The following is a 3,551-nucleotide window of genomic DNA, read 5'->3' as shown; positions in this document are numbered from 1 at the left end:
AGTTGGTAGTAGCGCATGACTGTTAATCATGATGTCGTAGGTTCGAGTCCTACTGGCGGAGTATAAGATAAAAAGGAACACAGCTGTGTTCCTTTTTATATCAATTTGTATCACCAAGCATTTTCATAAGGAAGTCTGTTATTTCTTGAGGACTTTCTTTTTTTCCATGTGCAATCCAAGTTTGGCAGACACCAAAAAGTGCGTGAGTTAGATAGATGCTACTATATTCTAATTCAGTGGTATTGAGATTCAGTTGCATAAATCGCTTTTGTAAATCTGTACTGAGCATGATATGAAGTTTATTTCGTAAGAAATTTTGGATTTCTTTGGTCCCATTTTCAGAAAGAAGGGCAGCCAGAAGTGGTTCTGACTCTAGATATTCAAATACTTCTAAAATAGCATCTCTTTTGTGATGAGCATGTTTTTGAAAAATATATTCAAATGTATGAAATAGCTTGCTTTGATAGTGCTCAATCATATCATACTTATCCTTATAGTGAGTATAGAAGCTGGAACGACTAATTCCGGCTTTTTCTGCTAACTTGACAGTAGAAATTTGATCAAATGGTTGTTCCATTAGTAATTGGACCATAGCATTTTCAATAGTTCGCTTTGTTTTTAAGCGTTTATTACTTTCTTTCATATTTCCTCCTTGTAAACAAATTAGACTATATGTCTAAAAATAGATTTTTTATCTTGTAATTTAGATTTTTTAATGTATAATCTATTATATCAAAATTTTAGACAATATGTTTAAAAAAGGAGAAACTATGTTCAAAGAATGGAAAGCAATTTTTAAAAAACCAGCCTTTATTATTGTCATGATAGGAATTTCTCTTATTCCAGCTCTGTACAATATCATATTTTTATCCTCAATGTGGGATCCATATGGGAAATTATCTGACTTACCTGTGGCAGTTGTCAATAATGATAAAGAGGCTTCCTATAATGGTAATAGCATGTCTATAGGAAAAGACATGGTGTCCAATTTAAAAGAAAATAGAACATTGGATTTTCATTTTGTAGATGAAGAAGAAGGTGAGAAGGGATTAGAAAATGGCGATTACTATATAGTAGTGACTTTACCAAGTGATTTATCTGAAAAAGCAGCTTCTATTTTAACGGATCACCCAGAGCAAATGCAAATCGATTATCAGACTTCAAGTGGTCATAGCTTTATTGCAAGCAAGATGAGTGATTCTGCTATGACACAATTAAATCAGAATGTTTCTACTAATGTAACCGAGACCTATACTAAGGCTTTATTTAACAAAATGGTCGATTTAAAGGATGGGATGAGTCAAGCAGCTTCTGGTAGTGAAAAATTAACTGATGGAGCGAATCAGTTAGCGACAGGAAGTCAAACATTAACTACTAACCTACACTCTTTAGCAGATTCAAGTTTAACATTTTCAAATGGAACGGAACAGTTTACTAAAGGATTATCCTCTTATGTCTCTGGTGTTGAACAACTTCATCTTGGCTTAGGGAATTTTAATAGTGGTTTAGTTACATATACTGGTGCAGTGAGTCAATTAGATAGTGGGTTAGGTCAATTAGCTTCTAAAAGTCCTGAATTAGTAGGAGGAATCAATCAATTATATACTGGTGTAGAATCCTATACTGGCGGTGTTTCTCAGCTTAATGCTGGTCTTAATCAATTTTCATCTGGTGTTAGTGCCTACACCAATGGAGTGGTAAGTCTTGCAACAGATGCTAATCAGTTATCTAATCAATCAGCTACACTTCGAATGGGGGTGGAGCAATTAAGTGAAGGGATTCAACAACTTTCTAGCAAGTTAGAGGCTTCGTCTAAGCAAAAAGATCAAATTAATCAATTATCTTCTGGTCTGAATCAGTTAAATCAAACTATTCAAAATACTGATGTTGGAGATACAAAACAATTAGATTCTGTTTTATCAAGTATAGTATCTCTTTCTAATCAAATGTTAGCAAGTGCTCAGTCTGATAAAGCGACTACATTAGCCAATATTCAATCGACAGCAGCTTATCAATCCTTGACAAGTGAGCAACAAGCTGAAATAAATGCCTCTGTATCTCAAAATTCGACTGATAGTATTCAATCAGCACAGTCAATTGTAGCTTTAGTTCAAGGTTTACAGAGAAGTTTAGAAAACTTACAAAATCAATCTTCTAATCTTTCTACTTTAAAAAATAAAGCTAATCAAGTATTACCGCTTGCTTCTACTTCTTTGACAGGATTGTCAAGTGGATTAACAGAAATACAGGGAGATGTTACTAGCAAATTAGTTTCTGACAGTCAGTCTATTAGATCAGGTGTAAATGCATATACTGCAGGTGTTGATAAAGTTTCTCAAGGCGCAAGTCAACTAAGTGAAAAAAATTCCACCTTGACAGGTGGTTTGGACCAACTAGTTTCAGGATCAACTACCTTGACACAAAAATCTTCTAGCTTGACAGAAGGAGTTGGTCAATTAGTTGAAAAAACTCCAGAATTAGTATCTGGTATTGAAAAATTATCAATCGGATCCAATCAATTGAATCAAAAGAGTCAAGAATTGATAGCAGGAGTTAATAAATTGCAGTCAGGATCTAGCCAACTAGCTGACAAATCAAGTCGGTTACTATCAGGTGCTTCTCAGTTAGAAAATGGCTCCAATAAATTGGCAGATGGAGCTGGAAAGCTAGCAGAAGGTGGAACAAAGTTAACTTCCGGATTGGAAGGTTTACAGACAGGACTTGCTTCTTTAGGACAAGGATTGAGTAATGCTAGTGATCAACTGAAGTCAGCATCAACAGAATCTAAAAATGCAGAGATTTTGTCAAATCCTCTCAGTCTCTCTAAAACAGACAATGATCAAGTTCCTGTAAATGGAATTGCAATGGCTCCTTATATGATATCAGTTGCTCTCTTTGTTGCAGCAATATCAACGAATATGATCTTTGCGAAGTTGCCTTCAGGACGTCATCCGGAGAGCCGCTGGGCTTGGTTGAAATCTCGAGCTGAAATAAATGGTATTATAGCTGTTTTAGCAGGAATTTTGGTATATGGAGGAGTTCATCTTATTGGTCTAACGGCTAATCATGAGATGAGAACATTTATTCTCATTATCCTAACAAGTTTAGTATTTATGTCTATGGTGACAGCTTTAACAACGTGGAATAGCCGTATAGGAGCCTTCTTCTCGCTTATTTTGCTTTTATTACAGTTGGCGTCAAGTGCAGGTACTTATCCACTTGCTTTGACAAATGATTTCTTTAGAGCTATTAATCCTTGGTTACCAATGAGTTATTCGGTTTCGGGATTACGACGAACAATCTCTATGACAGGAAATATTCATCATCAAGTCATTTTCCTTGCCGTGATACTAGCTCTATTTACTGGTTTAGGTATGCTAGCCTATCAACCTAAGAAAATGGAAGAAGATTAAAAAATCGACCAAGCAATGTACTGATCCCCAAAAGTTAGACAAATAATTTAAGTAAAGGATTTAGTTCTGTACTGCACAGGACTAAGTCCTTTTAGTTTTACCTTAATTCGTTTGTTGTTGTAATAATCAATATAGTCT

The 3,551-nt window shown here is 35.0% G+C and carries 3 protein-coding genes; 1 reads left to right on the top strand and 2 read right to left on the bottom strand.

Features of this window, described 5'->3' with window-relative positions:
- Positions 1–100: 100 nt before the first annotated feature.
- Positions 101–643 carry a TetR/AcrR family transcriptional regulator gene (locus ADI86_RS00970; protein WP_000665088.1) on the bottom strand — a complete coding sequence of 181 codons (543 nt, stop codon included), beginning with the start codon at positions 641–643 and terminating at the stop codon, positions 101–103.
- Positions 644–770: 127 nt separating this feature from the next.
- Between ADI86_RS00970 and ADI86_RS00965 the strand changes: the two genes are divergently transcribed.
- Positions 771–3,413, top strand: a complete 2,643-nt coding sequence (locus ADI86_RS00965; RefSeq protein ID WP_049531415.1) for a YhgE/Pip family protein — start codon at positions 771–773, stop codon at positions 3,411–3,413.
- Between the two features lie 47 nt (positions 3,414–3,460).
- Here the strand turns inward: ADI86_RS00965 and ADI86_RS00960 are convergent.
- The coding region (locus tag ADI86_RS00960; RefSeq protein WP_049531414.1) for an IS3 family transposase at positions 3,461–3,551 on the bottom strand (91 nt) is incomplete at its 5' end.

This window comes from Streptococcus pseudopneumoniae, assembly GCF_001074975.1.
In the GTDB taxonomy this organism is placed as follows: Bacteria; Bacillota; Bacilli; order Lactobacillales; family Streptococcaceae; genus Streptococcus; species Streptococcus pseudopneumoniae_D.
Note: the sequence above shows the minus strand (reverse complement) of the source record. Positions and strands in the feature narration are given on the sequence as shown.

Excerpts from the sequence above, each read along its gene's own strand:
- ADI86_RS00970 (WP_000665088.1), bottom strand. The coding sequence starts at position 643 with ATGAAAGAAAGTAATAAACGCTTAAAAACAAAGCGAACTATTGAAAAT.
- ADI86_RS00965 (WP_049531415.1), top strand. The coding sequence starts at position 771 with ATGTTCAAAGAATGGAAAGCAATTTTTAAAAAACCAGCCTTTATTATT.